Source organism: Mobiluncus porci, assembly GCF_009695935.1.
In the GTDB taxonomy this organism is placed as follows: Bacteria; Actinomycetota; Actinomycetes; order Actinomycetales; family Actinomycetaceae; genus Mobiluncus; species Mobiluncus porci.
Genome location: NZ_VUMY01000022.1, coordinates 17,016 through 36,245, shown reverse-complemented (window position 1 = coordinate 36,245; position 19,230 = coordinate 17,016). Strand labels below are relative to the sequence as shown.

The 19,230-nt window shown below is 59.1% G+C and carries 17 protein-coding genes; 13 read left to right on the top strand and 4 right to left on the bottom strand.

Annotated elements, in window-relative coordinates; genetic code table 11:
- Positions 1-221: 221 nt before the first annotated feature.
- Positions 222-1,085, bottom strand: a complete 864-nt coding sequence (locus FYJ63_RS10130) for a cytochrome c biogenesis CcdA family protein (protein WP_154546345.1) — start codon at positions 1,083-1,085, stop codon at positions 222-224.
- Between the two features lie 164 nt (positions 1,086-1,249).
- A complete protein-coding gene (locus FYJ63_RS10125) occupies positions 1,250-2,185 on the bottom strand; it encodes a DsbA family protein (RefSeq protein ID WP_229770134.1) in 936 nt (311 codons plus the stop codon).
- Positions 2,186-2,384: 199 nt separating this feature from the next.
- Between FYJ63_RS10125 and FYJ63_RS10120 the strand changes: the two genes are divergently transcribed.
- The 13 genes from FYJ63_RS10120 (at position 2,385) to FYJ63_RS10060 (ending at position 16,694) form a co-directional block, all read left to right on the top strand.
- A complete protein-coding gene (locus tag FYJ63_RS10120) occupies positions 2,385-3,881 on the top strand; it encodes a DUF1538 domain-containing protein (protein ID WP_229770133.1) in 1,497 nt (498 codons plus the stop codon).
- The gene (locus FYJ63_RS10115; RefSeq protein WP_154546341.1) at positions 3,874-4,656 is read left to right on the top strand and encodes a P-II family nitrogen regulator; all 783 of its coding nucleotides are present in this window, start codon (positions 3,874-3,876) and stop codon (positions 4,654-4,656) included. The genes FYJ63_RS10120 and FYJ63_RS10115 overlap by 8 nt, the downstream gene beginning before the upstream one ends.
- A 3-nt stretch (positions 4,657-4,659) precedes the next feature.
- On the top strand, positions 4,660-6,258 hold the full coding sequence (locus FYJ63_RS10110) for a DUF1538 domain-containing protein (RefSeq protein ID WP_154546339.1): 1,599 nt from the start codon (positions 4,660-4,662) through the stop codon (positions 6,256-6,258).
- Complete coding sequence (locus FYJ63_RS10105) at positions 6,258-6,569, top strand: P-II family nitrogen regulator (protein WP_154546337.1); 312 nt, start codon at positions 6,258-6,260, stop codon at positions 6,567-6,569. Before FYJ63_RS10110 ends, FYJ63_RS10105 begins: the two co-directional genes overlap by 1 nt.
- Positions 6,570-6,578: 9 nt before the next feature.
- Positions 6,579-8,111: a magnesium transporter MgtE N-terminal domain-containing protein gene (locus FYJ63_RS10100; RefSeq protein WP_287848272.1), complete on the top strand. Its 1,533-nt coding sequence runs from the start codon at positions 6,579-6,581 to the stop codon at positions 8,109-8,111.
- Entirely contained in the window at positions 8,111-8,686 is a 576-nt protein-coding gene (locus FYJ63_RS10095) for a DUF1003 domain-containing protein (RefSeq protein ID WP_154546335.1), read from the top strand. The genes FYJ63_RS10100 and FYJ63_RS10095 overlap by 1 nt, the downstream gene beginning before the upstream one ends.
- Before the next feature lie 127 nt (positions 8,687-8,813).
- Entirely contained in the window at positions 8,814-9,803 is a 990-nt protein-coding gene (rlmB, locus tag FYJ63_RS10090) for a 23S rRNA (guanosine(2251)-2'-O)-methyltransferase RlmB (RefSeq protein ID WP_154546333.1), read from the top strand.
- Positions 9,804-9,907: 104 nt separating this feature from the next.
- Positions 9,908-10,144, top strand: a complete 237-nt coding sequence (locus FYJ63_RS10085; protein WP_154546331.1) for a ribbon-helix-helix domain-containing protein — start codon at positions 9,908-9,910, stop codon at positions 10,142-10,144.
- Positions 10,144-10,467 carry a type II toxin-antitoxin system PemK/MazF family toxin gene (locus tag FYJ63_RS10080; RefSeq protein WP_268233727.1) on the top strand — a complete coding sequence of 108 codons (324 nt, stop codon included), beginning with the start codon at positions 10,144-10,146 and terminating at the stop codon, positions 10,465-10,467. The genes FYJ63_RS10085 and FYJ63_RS10080 overlap by 1 nt, the downstream gene beginning before the upstream one ends.
- A gap of 33 nt (positions 10,468-10,500) precedes the next feature.
- Positions 10,501-12,015 carry a cysteine--tRNA ligase gene (gene cysS / locus FYJ63_RS10075; protein WP_154546353.1) on the top strand — a complete coding sequence of 505 codons (1,515 nt, stop codon included), beginning with the start codon at positions 10,501-10,503 and terminating at the stop codon, positions 12,013-12,015.
- Positions 12,016-12,315: 300 nt separating this feature from the next.
- Entirely contained in the window at positions 12,316-13,125 is an 810-nt protein-coding gene (locus FYJ63_RS10070) for an anaerobic ribonucleoside-triphosphate reductase activating protein (RefSeq protein WP_154546329.1), read from the top strand.
- A 141-nt stretch (positions 13,126-13,266) separates the two neighbouring features.
- The gene (locus FYJ63_RS10065) at positions 13,267-14,640 is read left to right on the top strand and encodes a variant leucine-rich repeat-containing protein (RefSeq protein ID WP_154546327.1); all 1,374 of its coding nucleotides are present in this window, start codon (positions 13,267-13,269) and stop codon (positions 14,638-14,640) included.
- 29 nt (positions 14,641-14,669) lie between these two features.
- Positions 14,670-16,694 (top strand): N-acetylmuramoyl-L-alanine amidase, encoded by a 2,025-nt coding sequence (locus FYJ63_RS10060; RefSeq protein ID WP_154546325.1) that lies wholly within the window; start codon positions 14,670-14,672, stop codon positions 16,692-16,694.
- Positions 16,695-16,698: 4 nt separating this feature from the next.
- Here FYJ63_RS10060 and gdhA read toward each other — a convergent pair whose 3' ends face one another.
- Both gdhA and FYJ63_RS10050 read right to left on the bottom strand, forming a co-directional pair.
- Positions 16,699-18,039 carry an NADP-specific glutamate dehydrogenase gene (gene gdhA, locus FYJ63_RS10055; RefSeq protein WP_154546323.1) on the bottom strand — a complete coding sequence of 447 codons (1,341 nt, stop codon included), beginning with the start codon at positions 18,037-18,039 and terminating at the stop codon, positions 16,699-16,701.
- Between the two features lie 584 nt (positions 18,040-18,623).
- A complete protein-coding gene (locus FYJ63_RS10050; protein ID WP_154546321.1) occupies positions 18,624-19,226 on the bottom strand; it encodes a redoxin domain-containing protein in 603 nt (200 codons plus the stop codon).
- Positions 19,227-19,230 lie beyond the last annotated feature (4 nt).

The window sequence follows — 19,230 nt, the reverse complement described above, 5'->3', positions numbered from 1 at the left end:
CCAGCCAGTCACAGAACAACGATCATAACCAAGCAAACAAGCCGCCTGTTTCGCAGTCCACCCAAGCTCTAACAACTCCAACGCATACTCACGCACAGCCGAACCAGACCACCTACCACCCAAGAGCTCAACTCCCTTCCAAAAAAACGTTGCACTCATCATCTGACACCGCCATAATGGCAGTGCGGGCCGAATTCTCCTGGGTTTGGACCCGGAGGTCCTTAACGAGAGCGCCGACCTTTGAGGTAGACCACTACCAAGGCACCCAGCAAAACCGCGAGGACGATGAAGAGCCAGTTCGGGACCCCGCGCAGCAACTGCATCGCCGCGTTTTCGAGCGCGAGTTGCTGGGAGACACTCAACAGGGAACTCGACAGTCCACCGCCCCCGAAAACCGCCATGACCACTCCGAGGATCACGAAAACCACTCCGGAGATAAGGTTTCCAACCGTGGAAGGGCGCCCGAAGACGGTGATGGCGCGCGGGGTCACGAAGCGAGAGGGGATCTTGTCCCAGAAAAACGCCAGAATCACGACCGGCGTGAACATTCCGGCAGCAAAGAACAGCATGATGAAGAAGCCAGTCACCGGACTTCCCCCGCTGATGGCGAAAGCGGAGATCGCGCCGGTGATGGGGCCGGAGCATCCGGTTGCGGCCAGCCCGTAGGTTAATCCCAGGAGGAAAACCGCCACGGGGGAGGTGTGATCTTTAGGCCTTGAACTGTCGAGAGTAAGTGTGGTCTTCCCCCGATTCCGCCAACGTTTCCACCTTAGTTTGAGTCCGGAGAGCGAAGGCGTGGGGAGAGCCAGGACTTGCCACAATCCGAAGGCGATGATTGCGAGTCCCGCCCAAAACGTGATGGTGGCGCGGTTGGCGCTGAGGGTATTCCCGAGCGCACCAAGGGCCACCCCGAGCGGCAGCAACCCCGCCAAAAGCCCCGCGAAAAACACCATAATTCTCGAGGCCAGGCGCGCCCGCGAAGAGAAAGCATAGGCGAAAAACGAGGGAATCAGGAGCGCGGAACAGGGAGAAAACAGGGTCAATAAGCCGCCCACGTAGGCTACGGCAAAAGAAACCGAACCCATAGAATCTCACTCCTTTCGAAGAACGTAGAAAACCGGCTGACCCTTTGTTGACATGTCTCGATACCTCGCGACCGTCAAGCCCTCTGGTGAAGGTACCCCCGACAAGCGGCGGGGCTCCTCAGCGGCGGGGCAGGCGAGACGAACGCGCGCCCGCGAGAGTCCCGCTAGGCTTTCTCGGCAGCAAACTTCTGGAACTGGATGGTGCGTTCGAAGTATTCCAGCGGGAGAGCTCCGGAGATGACCGAGTCCCCGATGATGAAGAAGGGGGTGCCGTTCACGCCGACTGAGCGCGCCATGTTGGATTCCTTGTCGACCTGAGCCTTGGCGGCTTCAGAATTCATGTCCGCCTCGAACTTGGCGAGGTCGGGGATTCCTGCGGTCTTCGCAACTTCCAAAACCGCGGCCGCGTCATAGTTCGCGTGGTTGCCTTCTCCCGCAGAGTTATAGGCGGCGTGGACGAAATCCCAGAGTTTCCCTTGATTAGCCGCGGCGATAGAGCCGTGGGCCGCAAAGTCGGAGCCGTATTGTTCGGCGAAAATCACCAAGTTGAACCACTGGAGTTTCACGGTGCCGTCATCAATGTATTTCTGGAGTCCCGGGAGGGTTTTTGTCTCCCACTGAGTACACATCGGGCAGGAGAAATCACTCATAACCGTGATTGAGACTGGGGCGTTAGATTTCCCCAAGGTGCGCTCCGGAGTGTCAACCATGGCCGCGACTTTCGCCAAGGTACTCTTCCCGTTTTCTTCGCTTAGTGAGGCGGAGAAATCTTGGCCCGGGACAAGGCCGGTTTGGGCCACGAAGTCAGCCACGAGCTGTTTTTCCGGATTGTTGGCCGCTCCGTTAGTGGCGCCGCTCGCGCTCGCGTTCGGGTTCGCGGCCCCGCCGGCGTTGGTGTCAGGATTCACGCTCGCCCGACCCAAGAAGAAGGCAATCACGATAAGAACCAGCACTATCAAAACCGCCAAAGCGCGCAGAGTCGCCACATTCGCAGCGCTGCGCTCAACCACGATTTCACTGCTTGATGCCGAGCCTGATCCCTTCACGGACTCGCGGTCAGTTGCCTCGGCACCGTTACCTAACGGCTTTTGTTTAGCCATAATCATCTCTCCATTTCCAACTTACTAATGAAAATCCTAAAGGCAGGAGCGAAATAAGGAAACTCGAAAACTAGCTCTCGGAAGATGGCTTGACACAAAATCGCATCAATAAGCCCGCTCGCAGATATTCCCGCGACTCCATTTGCTAGACAAGCGTTTGATAAAGTAGCTGTGTGCCGACCCCGGGAGAGGAGCCGATTTGCTGACACATTTCATGACACCCCTGGAAAAACTAAAGGAGACCCTGTTTTCTGTTGCCCCCATTGTGGCTATTGTCATCGTGCTTTCGGTGACCCTGGCTCCGCTGGAAGGACCCTTGCCGGGGCGCTTCGCGCTTGGAACTGCGCTACTGGTTATCGGGCTCGCGGTGTTTCTCCTCGGGGTGGATATTGGGTTGACTCCGATTGGACAGCTCCTCGGCCACACGATTGGCCACTCCGGCAAAATCGCGGTCGTCATCTCCGCGACGCTGGCACTCGGTTTGTTCATCTCCATTGCTGAACCCGACCTGCACATTTACGCCACCCAGGTCGAAACCGTCACCGGCGGGATGCTCGGCAAAATGTTCCTCGTCGTGGTGGTGAGCCTCGGAATCGCCGTCCTCCTCACAATCGGCATGGTCCGGATTATCCGCTCGATTCCCTTGAAGTTCATCTTGCTGGCCTCCTATGTCCTAGTGGCCATCCTCGGCGTCATCGCCCCCACCGAATACCTCGCCATCAGTTTCGACGCCTCCGGCGCGACCACCGGCGCCCTTACAGTGCCGTTCATCCTCGCGCTGGCGGCTGGCGTTTCCTCCATGAAAAAAGATTCCGCCCGCGCCGAAGCCGACGCTTTCGGGCTCGTCGCCATCGCCTCCGTCGGGGCGATTATTGCCGTCCTCGCCACCGCCATCATCTTCCAACTTGGGGAAATCCCCCGCGACATTCCCGCCCCGGAAGTCTCCGACCTAGGCCCCCTCGCCGCGGTCGCCCACGAAGCCCCGCGCCAGTTCCGCGACGTGGCGCTCGGACTCACCCCGATTCTCGGGTCTTTCCTCGTAGGACTGGTGGCGCGGTTCTTCAAAGTGGGACGGACCAAACTGCGCGGGATTATTTTCGGGGTTATCTTCTCCTACCTCGGACTCGTCATCTTCCTGACCGGCGTCAACGCCGGATTCATGGATGTGGGGCGCACCATCGGCCAGGTCCTCGCCGCCGAACGACCCGCGGCGGTGCTGCTCGCGGTGGCTTTCGTTCTCGGACTCGTGACGATTCTCGCCGAACCGGCCGTCTATGTCCTGATGGATCAAGTCGAAGACGTCACCTCCGGTTCAGTCGGGCGGCGCGCCGTGATGGTGTCCCTCGCCCTCGGGGTCGGGATCGCGGTTATGCTCTCCACCGCCAGGGTTATCGTCCCCGGCCTGGAGTTGTGGCACATTTTGCTCCCGGGATACGTGATTGCGATTGCCATGATGTTCTTCGTTCCGGAGCTCTTCACCGGTATCGCTTTCGACTCCGGCGGGGTGGCGTCCGGGCCGATGACAGCGACATTCGTTTTGGCTTTTGCGCAAGGGGCCGCCGCGGGAACCCCCGGAGCAAATGTTGTGATTGACGGGCTCGGCGTGATTGCCACCGTCGCGATGACCCCACTGATCGCCATCCAGATTCTCGGTCTGATTTATTCCATAAAGACAAGGAAGGGAACCCATGCTTGAAAAAGATTGGCACAAAGACGCCGTGCTGCTCTATGTGGTCGTCAATGAAAAGATGGCTTCAAAGGTTATCGCCGAGGCAAAAACGCAGGGGATTCGCGGGGCAACCGTCATGCTCGGGCGCGGTACGGTCAACAACAGGTGGCTAAACGCTATCGGAGTGGTGGATTCCCGCAAAGAGGTTGTCATCATGGGCGCCGACACCCCAACCGCACGCCAGGCCATGGAGGCGATTTCAAAGCGGTTCCATTTCGAGAAGCCCAACCGCGGGATTGCTTTTGCGGTCGCGATGCAGGGAATCGTCGGGACAGATGCGGGCAAGGCCTGGCCTTCGGTGGAGGATGTCGGGGGCAGCAAGGGCGAATCTGGAGAAGCGGGCATGGCAGGGACGGTCGCCGGAGCGGAGACGGCTGGGACTGCGGGTACGGCGGGCAACAAGGACGCCGCCGACGAAGCGGGCACCGGAGCAAAGTGGCAGCTCCTCACCACGATTGTGGATCGCGGGCGCTCCGAGGACGTGGTAGAGGCGGCTCAGTCGGCCGGATCTCGCGGGGGAACCGTTATTGCTGGTCGCGGCTCGGGGGTAGCCCAAACCGAACTCGTTCTCGGGATGGAGATTGAGCCGGAGAAAGACATTGTGTTCATGCTCACTCCTGGGGAGATGTCGGGGCGAATCGAGGAGGCGATTGCGGACCGCCTCGACTTAGAAAAGCCCAACACCGGCATTCTCTTTGTCCAAAACGTGGTCGCCGTTTCCGGCCTCTACCAAGGTGAGTAACTGATGAACGCGCTAACCGCGAAACTGAAGGAGACGACGTTTTCTGTCGTCCCCATCGCCGCGGTCGTCGTCATCCTCCACCTCACCTTGGTTCCGCTCGAAGGCACTCTACTGCCCCGCTTTGTCCTCGGTGCCGTCATCGTCATACTCGGGCTGTCGCTATTCCTCTTAGGGGTTGATATCGGAATCGCCCCGATTGGGCGCATCATGGCCAGCGAAGTCGTGAAATCCGGACGCTTCGCTGTCGTGATGGCAGTAACCTTTATTCTCGGATTCCTCCTCACCATGGCCGAGCCGGACATCCTCATCTACGCCGGTCAGGTCAACACTTTGACCCGCGGAATCGTGAGTTCCACCTTGATGATCCTCGTGGTGTCCCTCGGTCTAGCGGTCATGCTGTGCCTCGGAATGGTAAGAATTCTGCGCGGGTGGCGGCTGCGCTGGGTGCTGCTCGCCTCTTACGGACTCGTGTTGCTCCTCGCCCTGGTGGCACCAAAGGAATACCTCGGTATCGCCTTTGATGCCTCCGGAGCCACCACCGGCCCGCTCACCGTACCGGTCGTCTTGGCGCTGGCAACCGGAGTTGCCGCAATGAAACGCGACTCGACCCGCTCCGAGGCCGACGCTTTCGGGCTCGTCGCGATTGCCTGTGTCGGGGCGATTCTCGCCCTCCAAATCACCACGTTGGCGCTACACCTCGGGGCTTTGCCGAACACCACCGCCACCCGCTCCCCCGACACGACCCACGTGATTTCGCCGCTCCTCCACCACGTTCCCCTCGAGGCCCGCAGCGTGTTCTTCGCCCTCCTCCCACTCCTGGTGTTGTTCCTGATTGGGAACTTTGCGTCTTTCAAATTGAACCGGCGCCACCGCCGCAGCATCTTGAGCGGCATCGTCATGACTTTCCTCGGGCTGACGCTGTTCCTAACCGGAGCCAACGGGGGTTTCATGGATGTGGGGCGCGAAATCGGGCTCACCCTTACGGAACGCCACACCCCCCTCGTCCTCCTCGCGGTGGCTTTCATCCTCGGACTGATGGCCGTCTTGGCGGAACCCGCAGTCCACGTTTTGACCGAGCAGGTCCAAGACGTCACTTCCGGCTCGGTGCGGCGCGCAGCAGTCATGGGAGCCATGGCGCTCGGAGTCGGGCTCGCCGTGTTCTTGTCAACATTGCGCCTCGTCGTAAACGGTTTGGAACTGTGGCATCTGTTGTTGCCGGGCTATCTCGTGGCGGTGGGTCTCACTTTCGCGAGTTCGGAGCTCTTTGGCGGGCTCGCCTTTGATGGCGGCGGAGTCGCGCCCGGCCCGATGGTGACGACCTTCGTTTTGGCCTTTGCACAAGGGGCCGCCGCGGGGACCCCTGGCGCCGATCCGGTCGTGGACGGGTTAGGATTAATCTCGATGGTGGCTCTCCTGCCACCCGTCGCCATCCAACTGTTGGGCGTCCTGTTCCAGGCGCGCTCCCGAATCCGAACCAATCTAAAACGCAAACACACGGATCCGTGGGACGATGGGGGCGTGCTTCATCGTCCCAAAAATGGGACGAAGAAGTACGACCCCATTGTTTCACCGCAGGGATTACAGCAGGAAAAGGAGAACTGATGTATCAAGCGATTATGACGATTGTGGAAAAAGGTCACGCCGAAAAGGTGATTGACGCGGCCGTAAAAGCCGGATCACACGGTGGCACCATCATCAACAGCCGCGGCTCCGGAGTTCACGAAACCGCGAAGCTCTTCGGAATCACCGTCGAGCCCGAAAAGGAACTCGTCTTGGTACTAGCTGAGGAGAAGGCCGCTCCTGAAATCGTGGAAACCATCTCGAGCGATCTCAAACTTGGGGAGCCCGGAAACGGGATTGTTTTTGTCCAAGACGTCGCCCGCGTGCGCGGACTCTACCAGCCGACCGAGTAGGCTTGACTCGTGAGCAAGAGCGAGGAAACCCAGCGCGTATTTATTGGACGCCTCGGCGGAACCACCGTATTCGACCCCATCGGCGATCCGGTCGGCAAAGTCTATGACGTCGTCGTCCTGCTGCACCGCCACAACCCGATTGCTATCGGGCTTGTGGTGGAAGTCACCAGGTCGCATCGCGTTTTCGTTCCCATCACCAGGGTAACTTCCATGAAACCCGGCGCGGTCATCACGACCGGCTTGGTGAACCTGCGTCGATTCGCGGCGCGCCCGCTGGAGACCTGCGTTATTACTGAAGTTTTGGACCGCGAGGTGACTTTGGTTGATGGCTCGGGAAAAGCCCAGGTCTTGGATTTGGCGATTGAACAGCAGCGGGACCGAACCTGGCACGTCACCAAGGTGCATGTCGCGCGCCTCATTCCCGGACCGTTCCGCTCCCGACTTGGGGAAACCCTCACGGTCGATATTGAAGAAGTCCAAGGTCTCGGAGTACGCAGTTCCGGGCAGGCCGCCGATACTTTGCTCGCGAACCTCGGGGATATGAAGCCCGCCGATATGGCCGAGGCGCTCCATGATTTGCCGGAAACCCGCATGTTGGAAGTTGCCTCCCAGCTTCCCGACGGGCGCCTTGCTGACGTCTTGGAAGAATTGGAGGAAGACGATCAGGTCAAGATTGTCTCCGCCTTGGAACCGGAGCGGGTCGCTGACGTTTTGGACGTGATGCAGCCTGATGACGCCGCCGACTTGGTGGCGGAGCTACCTCACGATGTGGCCGCGAACCTGCTGGAGTTGATGGAACCGGATGAGGCCAAGGACGTGCGCCGCTTGCTCGCCTACGACGAGGAAACCGCCGGCGGTTTGATGACCACCGAACCGGTCGTGTTGGCTCCTGATGACACCGTCGCGACGATGCTGGCTCACGTGCAGCGGCGCGATATTCCGCCGGCGTTGGCAGCAATCGCCCTGGTGGCTCGCCCGCCCTTGGAGACCCCGACCGGCAAGTTCATCGGGGTGGTGCATATCCAGCGCGCGCTGCGGGAGCCGCCCCACACCCAGCTCGGCAACATTGTTGACACGGATGTTGAGGCCGTGACACCGGATAAGACCGTGGATTACCTGACGAGAACGTTGGCAACCTATAACCTGACAGCTCTGCCGGTGGTGGGGCCGAGTTCCGGGTCTTTGCTCGGAGCAGTTTCGGTTGACGACGTGCTGGATCACCTCCTGCCGGAGGACTGGCGCTGGGAGGATCGCGCTGAGGCAGAGGCAGCGGCAGTCGCGGAAGCAGTGCAAGCGTCCAGCGAAGAAGGCGAGACCGATGTGGCGGCCTGGCTGGCTTCGGATGATGCCGAGGGTGCGCCGAGTGACGAGCCGGTAGATGGCATGACAGGACGAGCGACTGGGTCGGCTAAGTTAGAGACGAAGCCACGCGGAAGTGATACTGGATTTGAGGGTGATGCGGGCGACGGAGCCACTGGCAGCAACATTGCCGCTGGTCCTCGCGAGGCCTTCGCCGACAATGTCAAAGAGGGAGGCGCATAATGGCAAAATCTCTCGAAACTCCGAGCGAAGGCCGCCGCGGCCTTTTCGGTCGCCGCCGCCGCACCCAGATGGGTGCCCAGGATCGCTCCCTATTCACGCGTTTTGCCGAGGCCACTGCCCGTTTCATGGGTACTTCTCGGTTCATCATGTGGATGAGCGTTTTCGTCATTATCTGGATTACCTCCAATCTCGTTTTGACCGCGTTTATAGGCGAGGGAAACCGCTGGGATCCGTATCCGTTCATCTTGTTGAACCTGGCTTTTTCCACCCAGGCGTCCTATGCCGCTCCCCTGATTATGTTTGCCCAAAACCGCCAGGATGACCGCGACCGCGTTATTGCCGAACAAGACCGGCAACAGGCCGCGCGAACCTTGGCTGACACCGAGTATTTGACGCGGGAGATTGCGGCTTTGCGGCTTGCCGTGTCCGAGCTGGCCACCCGCGATTTTGTCCGTTCCGAGATGCGGGATTTGCTTTCTGACCTCGAAGAACGCGGTCTGGTCGCGTCTGGCGAGGCCACCCCGGATATCGGCTCTGGATCCACGGATTACAGACCGGCAACTGACCCCAATTGATTTCTAATACTCTGGCTCAGTTCTGTAGCTCGTGAGATTTTGGGCATCGCTGCCACTATTGCCACCTATGCCCGAATTCGCACGAGTTACGTCGTACACTCAGTATATAACCAGATAGGATTGGGCTATGGCAACAAGAAAAGGCGGCCCGCGCAAGGGCACGGGTGGACATGGTCGCAAGCGTCTCGAAGGTAAAGGCCCGACCCCGAAGGCCTCGGAACGCACCTATCACCAGGCCTATCGCGACCGAATCGAGGCCGAGCGGAAAGCCACCCACAAGGAAGGCGTGAAGGCTCGCGCGAGCGCCCGGGAGAGCTACCGGCCCCACACCTCAAAATCCGGCGCAGAAATCATTTACGGCCGCAATCCCGTAGCCGAGGCCGCAGCAGCGAAAGTCCCGTTCAAACGGATTTTCGTGGCCTCAACCGTCATGAAGGATGCTCGTCTTTCGAAGGTCGTCGAGAAGGCGGCCGCTTCTGGAGTGGCTTTGAAGGAGTTTTCTTCCGCGGATTTGGATCGGTTGACGGGCGGGGGCGCTCATCAAGGGATTGCTGTGGAAATTGCGCCCTATGAGTACGCCGAGGTGATAGAATTGTGGGATAGAGCGCAAAACAAAGCCACTGCTGAACCAGCCAAGGTTCACGAAGCTCCCCGCCCCCACCTCCCCCTTTTCGTGGCTTTAGACCAGGTCACCGACCCCCACAATCTCGGGGCAGTCCTCCGTTCCGCGGCCGCCTTCGGCGCGGACGGCGTCATCGTTCCGGAACACCGCTCGGCGCCGGTGAATGCGGCGGTGTGGAAAGTTTCGGCGGGCGCTGCGGCGATTGTTCCCGTCGCGCAAGCCGGAAACTTGACTCGTGCCCTCCAGGATCTTAAAGCCGCCGGAGCCTTCGTGATTGGCCTCGATGGCGGCGGGGACGTGGACTTGCCGAACTTGGAGTTGACCGACGTGCCGCTTGTCATCGTGACCGGCTCGGAAGGTAAGGGTTTGAGCCGTCTCGTGCGGGACACCTGCGACCAGATTGTGTCTATTCCGATTGACGCGCGCATGGAGTCCTTGAACGCCGCCGTTGCCACCGGTATCGCCCTCTACCAAGTCTCCACTGCCCGCGCCTAAAATGAGTCATGGGGACGTGCCTTTTGACTCATTTTTACCAAAATGGCCCTTCCCCAATGGTAAAAACGGTATCGGTTTGGGATGCAAAGCGGTACCATTAAGGTATGACGACTCAAATTGCGGTGCGGCTCCCGGATGAGGCCGTGGCTTTTATCGATGCCGAAGTAAAGGCCGGACGAGCGAAAAGCCGCGCCAAATTCATCGAAAGGCTACTCGCCAGCGCCCGGCGGGAAGAGATTTACGAACGTGAGGAGGAAATCCTTAGAACCACTGAAGAGACTGAGGAAGAAAAATCCCTTCACCAGTGGATGAAAACGCGTGATATACCTGGTGGCGAGTGATGTTTTTGCGACAAATATACAAAGTTCCTTTAGATAAGGTTCGGCCAGTGCTGGTGCTGACAAGAAGTGGAGCGAGAAGAATTCTGAAATACGTTACTGTCGCTCCGATTGTTTCAACCAGTAGTGGAAGACTCAGTGAACTCAAAGTCGGTAAGTCTAATGGTTTGGGCGGTGATGCCTATGTTTCGCTCGACAACGTGCAAACGATTGAGGCCAGGCTACTCGATAAGCCCATTGGGTCTTTGTCTGAGGAACAAGAGAAGGAATTGGCTAGGAAAATAACTCTTGCTTACGACCTGGAAATTTTTGAGGATAATAGTTGATGAAGCCCCTGCAAAGATTGGTTGAAAATGTCGCTGAAAATTTATGACTCTGCCACCCATGCGGTGCGTGATTTTGAACCCCTACGTCACGGACGGGTTGGCTTGTATCTGTGCGGCCCGACAGTCCAAGGCGCCCCGCACCTCGGTCACCTCCGCGCCGCGCTGGACTTCGACGTCCTGGTGCGCTGGTTGCGCCGTTCCGGCCTCGAGGTCACGTATGTCCGCAATGTCACCGACATTGACGACAAGATTTTGAAGAAGTCCGCAGAAGCCGGTATTGCTTGGTGGGCGCTGGCGGCGCACTTCGAGCGGGAATTCAACTGGGCATATCGGGCCTTGAACACCCTCCCGCCCGATGTCACCCCGCACGCCACCGGCCATATCCCCCAGCAAATTGCCCTCGTCCAACGTCTCTTGGATCGTGGACATGCCTATGACGACGGCAAAGGAAACGTGTATTTTTCAGTCACGTCCCTGCCGGACTACGGAGCGCTCACCAACCAGCGACTCCACGATCTCGCCTCGACCGAGGACGAGTCCCAGGTTGATGAGTTGACCGAAGCGGGAAAACGCGACCCACGTGACTTCGCCCTGTGGAAAGCAGCAAAGGAAGACGAGCCGGTGACGGCGTCTTGGGAGGCGCCCTGGGGACGGGGACGCCCGGGCTGGCACCTGGAGTGCTCGGCAATGAGCCAGGCTTATCTGGGCGACGAATTCGACATTCACGGCGGCGGGCTGGATCTTCGTTTCCCGCACCACGAGAACGAAATGGCGCAGTCTCACGGTGCCGGATGGGGTTTTGCGCGCTATTGGATGCACAACGCCTGGCTCACCTTGAAGGGTGAGAAGATGTCGAAGTCAGTCGGCAATGTCGTCGGGGTGCGGCGCCTCTTGGCGAAGTGGCCCGCGCCTGTGGTGCGGTTGGCGGTGGTGGCCACCCATTACCGGACTAACCTGGAGTTTTCCGAGGATTCTTTAGTGCAGGCTGCGGATCTGTGGGAGAAGTTTTCCGGTTTCATCAAGGTTGCCTCCGCGGAGCCTAGCGAGACGCCGGAGACGAATGGCGTAGCCGCCAAAATCCCCCTAAACGCTTACGGCGATGAAGAACCCGATCTCGTCCGTCAACGTGCTCTCGAAGAGATAGAGCTCCCCGCGGACTTCGTGGCTGCCATGAATGACGACCTGAATGTGCCGGGGGCGCTTCCCGCTCTGCACCGCGCCGTCAAAGCCGGCAATACAGCTCTAGCCAGCGGCGATAAGGCTGCGGCGACTGCCCAGGCTCTCCAGTTACGGGCGATGTTGGATGTGTTGGGGCTTGATCCGAAGGATCCAGGCTGGGGCTCGGAAGGTGCAAGTCTGGAGGATTCCGAGGCAGGCGCTGATGAGGATTCATTAAAGGGGCTCATCAAAGGGCTGCTGGAGGTCCGGACTGCTGCCAAGGCCGAAAAGGATTGGGGACGCGCTGACGGGATTCGTAACCTTCTCGAATCCTGTGGCCTTCCCGTCACCGACACCCCCGAAGGACCAAAATGCGGGCCCGTCGGCTGAACAAAGTTCAGCCATATGGGGCCCGCAACAGTGCGCGCGCTGGCAGCGAGCAAAGCGAGCAAAAGCCAGCGCGTCACAGCGTGGAGCCGTTAAAAAACTGCACCGCGACGCAGACCGAACGCAATGCCGAGCTGGCTCGAGCATTGCTAAGGTCAAGGAAGCGGCAGGGAACACGAAGTGTTCCAACTACCGATGTGCCGTTTTAGGCGAAACTCGTCTAAGGTGCGCAAGCACCTGGAGGCGAAACACCGCTAGCGCCTTCAGGCGCAACCCGTCGGCTATACTCGTTGAAGAAGAATCATGCATAAGGACCTTACCGGCCTCAATATTGCCGGAGTAACCCCGTTTTCAAGCGTGGATTGGCCCGGAAAACTCGTGGCCACCGCGTTTCTACAGGGGTGCCCCTGGAATTGCGGCTACTGCCAAAACTTTGCCATTATTGACCCCCATATGACCGGCGGATACGCCGAGGAAGATCTCTGGGAGCTGCTCACAAGACGACAAGGCCTGCTCGATGGAGTGGTGTTTTCCGGCGGTGAGCCCACGAGGCAGGCGGCTCTAATCCCCGCGGCTCAGCGCGCACGAGAACTGGGTTTTGAGATTGGCCTTCACTCGGGTGGAGCCTATCCGAAGCGACTCGCGGAACTCCTTGACCAGGTGCTTCTTGATTGGATTGGGCTTGATATCAAGGCGCTGCCGGAAAATTATTCATGGGTCGCAGGACTGGAAAAGTCTGGTCCCCAAGGAACCCACCTAGCCAACCAAGCCTTAGGTCAAAAAGCCTGGGAGTCCCTTGACCTCGTCCTCGAGGCTCACCTTGCTGGCCAACTCCAAGACTACGAGGTGAGACTAACGGTCTATCCGGGAGACGACCCGCGAGATACGAATCCCGAAAACGCTCTGGAGATTGCCAAGACACTGCGCAGTCGCGGGGTGGAGACTCTCGCGATTCAGGAGGCGCGTCCGGACGGGACCAGACCCGAGTTCGCGAAAATCTATAAAACCCCGCAATCTCAAGGATTTCCCGCTGCCTTGGCCGAAGTCGCGAGGACTATCCAGAGCCTTGGATTCCCCCATTTCACCTTCCGTGGCAGTATGGAACTGAATTAACTCGTGAAGAATTCGACACGAGACTTCAGATATGCCCACTTGTGTCGATTTGTTCACGAGTTAATCCCGGAAGGAACCATCAAAAAATCGGCGCGAAACCGCGGGTCTGTGGAATAATGGCAAAGTAGCGAAAGGATTCCCATGAGCGACAATATTTCTGAGTTGAAGAATAAGGCATCCAACCCAAACACCCCCGGTCTGGAGCTTCAACAACTTGCCACCAATGCCGAACTGCGCCCCCTCATTGCCAAGAATCCTGCCGCCTATACGGGGCTGCTCGATTGGCTGGCCGGAAAGAATGAGCCTGAGGTGATGGCGGCGTTGCAGGAACGTCAACAAATGTTTGCGGCAGGAACGGCCATGCCGATGCCCACGGTCGCTCTGCCCGCGGATCTCTTGGTGAATTCCGATTCCTCCAACGTTGCCGGTGCTGAACACTCCCCTGACACTTCCACAGATGCCAGCCCGATTTTCGCGGCAGAAGCGCTTGAGTCTTTGCCTGACGCTACCGGCGACACTCCCCAGACAAATCCGAGTGATTCAACCGAAACAGCCGAGGCTGCCGCAAACACTACCGCGTTTCCCCCGACTCGAACTTCAATTCTCGGGAATAATAACCCCGAAGAAACCACCGTGCTATCCGGCACCGCCGTGACCTCAGCAAACTCCGCGGCTGACTCCGCCGCGACCCCCGCAGCCGCCGCTGACGCCCCCTCTGGAACAGCACCAGCCACCACCCCTGCCGCGTCTGCGCTTCCCCCCTCCTATGCCCCGGGCTCCGGACCAAGCACCCCCACACCATTCACCCCCGCGACCGCCGCATCTCCCGTAGCGCCCCCCGCCACCCCGCCCGCATTGGATCAAACCTCGGTGATTGCGCCCGCCGGATTCAACAATCCCAACGCCGCCTATAACCAAGAATTTGAAGAGGAAGAACCAAAATCCAACACAATACTGTGGATCATTTTCGGGTTCCTCCTCATTGTGGTCATCGCCCTAGCGGTGGCCCTCATCATGGCCTTCCTCGGTTCCCGCGATGACTCGACGAGCGAGACCCCGAGCCAGAATCCCGGTGATGAAACCAGCCAAACGACTGATCCGAAAGCCAACAGCCAAGACCCATCCGCGAAGCCCAGCGAAACCGCTAAAGAGCCAATGGCTCCCGCTCCGGCTGGAGCCATCGAGACTCCGGCACTCACGACCCTGTCCGGAAACACGTCTTGCGCCGTGAGCGGTGACATGCTGACCTGCATGTTGAAAGACCACGAAGCCACTATCGAAAGTTGCGGACCGGAGACTTCCGTGAAGGTCACGCTGACCGACGGCACCCCGCAGGTCTCCTGCCAGCCCAAAGAGGCCTACGCCCCGAGCGGTGGCGCGGTTCAATACGACCAGTCCATCACCACCGGCGATTTCGCCTGCACCTCCACCCACGATTACACGGAATGCTGGAACACCATGACTGGCGAGGCCTTCCAGATTGCCCGCCAAGGCTACCAGTCCTTCCAGAAATGAACCCTGATTGAGGACTGGAGAGCGCAACAATGGCCAAGTGGGGTGAGGATTTTGACACCTGGGAACCGACCCAGGATTATACTGCTGCGCCTCCGGCGCGCTCCGCCCAACTGGGTCAGACCCCTCGTCGACCGTCTCCCCCGCCAAGTTCCACTGACGCCCACGCCGCGGGCTTTTTCCAGGAATTTTCTCAAGCAGCCGAGGCGGCCGGTAACGCGGGGTCGGAGCGAACTCCCGAATTGCCTTACGGGGACAATCCGGGAATCGCCGCGCTGATCGCCAACGCCCAGAATATGTTGAATTCCGACGGGCCTGACGCGCCGGACAGATACAGGGATGGATTCGCCTCTGGAGTTACGCCGGAGTTGCCCGAGGCGATGCGGGGCACGCTGGGAGCGGGAGGGACCGCGGGGGCTCGCGGGGCGCTGCCGGCTCGCGTTTCCGCGGAGGAACTTCCCCGAGAGGATTCAGCAAGAGCCAGCGTGGCTTCGCGGTCAAATTCTTGGTTTGGACGCGGGTCTCGCCGTGAGGATTCCCGCCGCGCCTCAAGGTGGAGCGCCAGCGAACCGAGCCGAGCCGACGAGGTGACGGATCCACGGCAAGGCTTCGATTCCGGCAATGGCCTGGCTTATGGCGCCCTCCTTGATGAAGGCACCCACCCGCATTCGAGATTCACCCCCGCTACCGCCTCGAACCAATCACAGCGGACCCATTCCGAGGGCTGGCAAAGTCTTATGAATGGATGGGACGATGTTCCCGAAACAGACGACACCGGAGAGGCCTTTGCTGAGTTGCCCGCTTCACCGCGGCCAAACTCCCCCAAACCACCTGTAGGCGCCAGAGAAACCCCGAGAAAGGAAGACTTCTCGGCCCTGGACTTTTTTGCCTCCGATACTGCCCCCGACGATGCCGACGAAACACCCCCGCGAGAGCAGCCCACTCCCTCGCAGCCGACAATCTGGAAAAGCGTCTCCGCGGCGACCCCCGACGGACCGACAAAACTGCGGTTCCGCCGCGTTGATGAGGTGCCCGCCCCCGCGGCTCGCCCAGCGTCGGCTTACCGCGCCGACGGGATTTCACCCGTCGCGATGATCGCGGTTGCAGTGTTGCTCTCACTAATCGGGGTCGGCGTCGGGGTGGGCGTGGGGATGAATCTCAGCCCCGCTCCTGCTCCTACCGTCACAGTCTCCCCCAGCGATCCCGTTGACGTGCCAACGGGAGACAGCCCCGATTCTGTCAGCAACCAGGACAATGCCACCAATCAGGTGGGCTCAACCGCTACCGGCGGTTTGAACGGTCTGAAGGTGGTGCTTGACCCGGGTCACAACGGGGGTAACGCCGCGGCTTGGCAACAGATTGGCCAAAATGTGGATGACGGTCGCGGCGGACAGCAGGCCTGTAACACGACCGGAACCGCGGCGGCCGACGGATTTTCGGAACATGAGTTCAATTGGAATGTGGCCAACTTGTTAAAGACCAAACTCGAAGTGGAGGGCGCCACCGTCGTTTTGACGCGCGACTCAGACGTGGGGGTCGGACCTTGCGTAAATGATCGCGGGGCTTTCCCGCAAAAGGTCGGCGCCGACGTCATGGTTTCGATTCACGGCAACGGCACGACCAACACGAGCGTCCACGGCTTCTTCGCGATGATTTCCGAGCCGCCCTTGAACGATGCCCAGAAAGAGCCCGCCTCGAAGCTCGCGACCGCCCTGGTCACGGCCTTGAAAAACGGCGGACTCACCCCGCAAAGCAACGGCCCGATTGCCGATGGAATCTGGAAGCGTTCGGATCTGGCGACGTTGAATTTTTCGGAAGTGCCCGCGGTGATGGTGGAGCTCGGGGAGATGCGCAATCCAGCCGATGCAACTTTGATGAAGTCAGATGCTGGTCAGGATAAGTACGCGACGGCTTTGTTCAATGGGTTGAAGGCCTGGGCCGAGGAGACTCGCCCGCCGAGCCCCGCGGCCTCCGCTAGTCCCAGTGCTTCTGGAAGCTCTGGGACCCCCGCCGTAGCGGAGGCCCCAGATGCTTCAGCTTCTGCAGGTTCTCGGTAGAGGATCAGACGACGCCGTGAGCGAGCATCGCGTCGGCAACGCGGCGGAAGCCGGTGATATTCGCGCCGTAGACGTAGTCCTTCGGCTTGCCGTATTCCTCTGCGGTCGCGAGGCAGTCATCGTGAATTCCCTTCATCATGTCGTGAAGTTTCTTCTCGGTGTACTCAAACGTCCACTTGTCGCGAGACGCGTTTTGTTCCATCTCGAGAGCCGACACGCCCACGCCGCCAGCGTTGGCAGCCTTACCAGGAGCATAGGACACGTCGCCAGCACCTTGGAACACATCAATGGCCTGCGGGGTGGAGGGCATGTTCGCGCCTTCCGCCACGTACTTGCAGCCGTTCTTGACCAAGGTCTTGGCGTCTTCTTCGTTGATTTCGTTTTGGGTCGCGGAAGGCAGCGCCACGTCGCAGGGCACTGACCAAACGTTGCCAGTTTCATGGAACTCGGCGGAGGGTCGAGCTGCGGCGTAATCGGCGACGCGGCCGCGCTTAACCTCCTTGATTTCCTTCAACAAGTCGAGGTCAATCCCGTCCTTGTCATACACCCAGCCGTTGGAGTCAGAGCAGGTCACGGGCTTGGCACCCATTTGCTGCGCCTTCTCGATGGCGTAAATCGCCACGTTACCGGAACCGGAAACCGTGCAGGTACGCCCCTCGAGGGATTCCCCGCGATCCTCTGCCATGAACTGGGCGAACATGACCTGGCCGTAACCCGTGGCTTCGGTGCGGACGAGGGAACCGCCCCAGCCAAGTCCCTTACCTGTCAAGACGCCGGATTCGTGAACGCCGGTCAAGCGCTTGTATTGCCCGAAGAGGTAGCCGATTTCGCGGCCGCCGACGCCAATATCACCAGCGGGGACGTCGGTCATGTGACCGATGTGGCGGTAGAGCTCGGTCATAAAGGACTGGCAGAAGAGCATCACTTCGTTATCGGACTTGCCGTGCGGGTCAAAGTCAGAGCCTCCTTTACCGCCACCAATGCCTTGGTTTGTCAAAGCGTTCTTAAAGATTTGTTCAAAACCAAGGAACTTGATGATGTTGCGGTTTACAGACTTGTGGAAGCGCAAGCCGCCCTTGTAGGGGCCAAGCGCCGAGTTGAACTCGACGCGATAACCACGGTTGACCTGGACTTCGCCTTTGTCGTTGACCCACGGGACGCGGAAAATAATCTGCCGTTCCGGTTCGGTCAAACGCTCCAACAAGCCGTAGTCGGCGTATTCGGGGTGACGTTCAATAATCGGATCCAAGGATTCGATAACTTCGGTGAGAGCCTGCAAGAATTCCGGTTCCCCGGGGTTGCGCTGGTCGGTTTCCTGTAATACTTTTTCAAGTTTAGGATGCATGATTACGCTCCTTTTAGTAAACAATTAGGACGCAATCAATTTACTACAATTTTTATCTCGCACCCCAAACGCCCCGTCTCACAATCCGAGACATGTGTTCTATTCAGTAAACACAACCACTCAAGTCGGTTGTCCGGAGTCGCTTGGGGGACGACCGCTCGGCAGCTTGGTGCTTGCAATGCTTCGCATTGCGCGCCGCTTCCTTGGTCTCGGCAATGCTCGAGCAAGCTCGGCATTGCTCTCGACCTGCGTCGCGGTGGGGTCCCGCTCTGTTTTTCTAAGCAACAAGTTGCTAAGAAAAACTACGAGCACCCGAAGGGAGTGAGGTCAAGCCAAGCTTGCTTGAGCTCGAACCGAAAGACCGAGGGTATGCAATCTCGAAGAGATTGCTAATACCCGAAGGGAGTGAGGTCAAGCCAAGCTTACTTGAGCTCGAACCGAAAGACCGAGGGTATGCAATCTCGAAGAGATTGCTAATACCCACAGGCTGCCTACGCGAACGTCCCACCGGCGTAGCGACGAAGAGCCACCACTGCCGCAGCGGAAAGCCTCCGGAATTGTTTACAAAATTTAGCGGGGAGAGACTAGAGGTTCAAAGAAACAAGATTCGTGGCCGCCTTGAAAACATCGAGGGTCGGCTCGCCCGGATGCCACCCGCAAGAGGTGAGCCCACCGGACTGCAACGCATCAAGCTGGCGCACGAGCTCCTCGGCGTTACGCCCAACAGAGCCAGCATCCACGGAAACAAACTGAATCTTATTGTCCGGATCGACTAAGAAAGACGCACGGTCACACACCCCTTCGGAGTTCAACACCCCAGCCTCTTTCAAGAAGTCATGCACCGGATCGGTCGCCAAGGGGAACGGAATATCCCGCAGCAGCTCATCTTTCGAACGCCACGCGAGGTGCACGTATTCCGAATCAGTATTGACCGCGACCACATCGCAGTTGCGCTCTTGCAAATCCTCATAGACTCCAGCGATTCCAGCGAGCTCGGTGGGACAAACGAACGTGAAATCCTTCGGCCACATGACTACAAGGCGCCACTGCCCGGCTTTGACATCAGCAGAGCGCACGCGGCAGAAGAAGTCTTCTTCCTTACTCACCGGCAGTTCCGACAAGACACCACCGACTACTGCCTTGAAATCGTATTCCGGAAACTCGTCCCCAATAGTCAGCACGGCCATAGTT

Bases quoted from the DNA above. Each gene is read 5' to 3' on its own strand.
- gdhA (WP_154546323.1), bottom strand. From the start codon at position 18,039: ATGCATCCTAAACTTGAAAAAGTATTACAGGAAACCGACCAGCGCAAC.
- FYJ63_RS10125 (WP_229770134.1), bottom strand. From the start codon at position 2,185: ATGGCTAAACAAAAGCCGTTAGGTAACGGTGCCGAGGCAACTGACCGC.
- FYJ63_RS10060 (WP_154546325.1), top strand. From the start codon at position 14,670: ATGGCCAAGTGGGGTGAGGATTTTGACACCTGGGAACCGACCCAGGAT.
- FYJ63_RS10095 (WP_154546335.1), top strand. From the start codon at position 8,111: ATGGCAAAATCTCTCGAAACTCCGAGCGAAGGCCGCCGCGGCCTTTTC.
- FYJ63_RS10050 (WP_154546321.1), bottom strand. From the start codon at position 19,226: ATGGCCGTGCTGACTATTGGGGACGAGTTTCCGGAATACGATTTCAAG.
- rlmB (WP_154546333.1), top strand. From the start codon at position 8,814: ATGGCAACAAGAAAAGGCGGCCCGCGCAAGGGCACGGGTGGACATGGT.
- FYJ63_RS10105 (WP_154546337.1), top strand. From the start codon at position 6,258: ATGTATCAAGCGATTATGACGATTGTGGAAAAAGGTCACGCCGAAAAG.
- FYJ63_RS10070 (WP_154546329.1), top strand. From the start codon at position 12,316: ATGCATAAGGACCTTACCGGCCTCAATATTGCCGGAGTAACCCCGTTT.
- FYJ63_RS10085 (WP_154546331.1), top strand. From the start codon at position 9,908: ATGACGACTCAAATTGCGGTGCGGCTCCCGGATGAGGCCGTGGCTTTT.
- FYJ63_RS10065 (WP_154546327.1), top strand. From the start codon at position 13,267: ATGAGCGACAATATTTCTGAGTTGAAGAATAAGGCATCCAACCCAAAC.
- FYJ63_RS10115 (WP_154546341.1), top strand. From the start codon at position 3,874: ATGCTTGAAAAAGATTGGCACAAAGACGCCGTGCTGCTCTATGTGGTC.
- FYJ63_RS10130 (WP_154546345.1), bottom strand. From the start codon at position 1,085: ATGGGTTCGGTTTCTTTTGCCGTAGCCTACGTGGGCGGCTTATTGACC.
- FYJ63_RS10080 (WP_268233727.1), top strand. From the start codon at position 10,144: ATGTTTTTGCGACAAATATACAAAGTTCCTTTAGATAAGGTTCGGCCA.
- FYJ63_RS10110 (WP_154546339.1), top strand. From the start codon at position 4,660: ATGAACGCGCTAACCGCGAAACTGAAGGAGACGACGTTTTCTGTCGTC.